We start from the raw sequence: 1,299 nt of genomic DNA, 5'->3' as shown, positions 1-1,299 counted from the left end.
ATGTTGGGCACCTTATCGATGGCTCAGTCGGTGAAGTATGATTACGATAACTCTGGAAATCGTATCCTCAGAGAACCTGGTATCCCCTTACCCGTCACGCTAATCAGCTTCACGGCCAGTAAAGACTCCGAAGAGCTTATGGCCATATTAACCTGGCAAACAGCCGAGGAAGTCAACGCCGATCGCTTCGATATCGAACGCAGCAGGGATGGAGTGTACAACGATCACCTCACCCTGTTGCGGATCCCTTCGGGGAATGGGGATATTCAGGTTTAGCTCCCTGCTAGGCGAACAGCCTTAAATTGACCACTACTCCTTCAACACCCTCTCAAAATCGCTCTTTAACCTACAAACGTAAAAGCCTTTCTCAACAATTCCAGACTTTTGGGCACCGAAGTTTTTGGATCTTCTTTACCTTCCATTTCCAACGAAACATAACCTTTGTAATTTGCTTTTTCGAAGATCTTGCCTATCCGTTCATAATCCATTGCCTTATCATAGAAAGTGCCGCCACCATAGTAGGTTTTTGCCTGCACAATGGTTGCATAAGGTGCCAGCTTTTCCAGCCCGGCATAAGGTTCTCCCACAAAATTCCCTGTGTCGACGTTCAGTCCCATGGACGGCGAGCTTTTCAAGGCCATGTACATACGCAGCAGATATTCTATATTGGACGAAAGCCCCCAATGATTCTCAAGAGCTAGCACCACCCCGGCTTTTTCGGCATAGCGAAGACATTCACCCATTCCATCGATCGTCCATTTGATGCCGTCTTCGTCTGAGTAGCCTTCGATGGGCGGCTCAATACCGTGGGAGTAATAGTCACCCTGCCGTTTGTTTTTGACGGTCCCCCAAGAGCCTGTATTCATGCGAACACACGGAATACCCATCTGTACAGCCATGTTTATACATTTAAAAGTATGTTCAATATCGGCCTTTCGTTTGGCTACATCCGGTTGCAGGAAGTTCTGGTGAATGGATAGCAGCGGCAGCGCCATACCGTTGTCGAAAGCCAAGCGTTTCAGCTTGTTCTGGTAGGCCACCGTTTCCTCTTCCATGGAGCGGTGAAGAATCTCAACTCCGTCAAAACCCAAGCGAGCCGCATCTTCTATTACATTTTTGATGGGATATTTGGCTCCTTGCAAGGGCCAGTAGGAATACGTTGAAACGGCGATAGGCAGTCGCCTGGTAATAGTAGGCTTTGTAAGCGGCTCAGCCGCATGGGTCAGGGAGCTGGTAAGCAATGCCGATCCTATTAAAGATGTTTTTTTCAGCCAATCTCTCCTGTTGCCGGATGCCTCA

1 protein-coding gene and 1 pseudogene are annotated in these 1,299 nt (G+C 48.4%); one reads left to right on the top strand and one right to left on the bottom strand.

Translation table 11 applies throughout. The features are described 5' to 3' along the window. Positions 1–276 (top strand): annotated as a pseudogene (locus CLV98_RS23625) (hypothetical protein); the annotation flags it as partial. Positions 277–341: 65 nt separating this feature from the next. On the opposite strand, the gene CLV98_RS23265 reads toward CLV98_RS23625, so the two are convergent. Beyond that, positions 342–1,299 (bottom strand): sugar phosphate isomerase/epimerase family protein (locus CLV98_RS23265; RefSeq protein ID WP_229203549.1); only part of this gene is annotated, 958 nt, incomplete at its 5' end.

The organism is Dyadobacter jejuensis (assembly GCF_003149085.1).
Classification (GTDB): Bacteria; Bacteroidota; Bacteroidia; order Cytophagales; family Spirosomataceae; genus Dyadobacter; species Dyadobacter jejuensis.
This window is presented reverse-complemented; position numbering and strand designations above follow the sequence as displayed.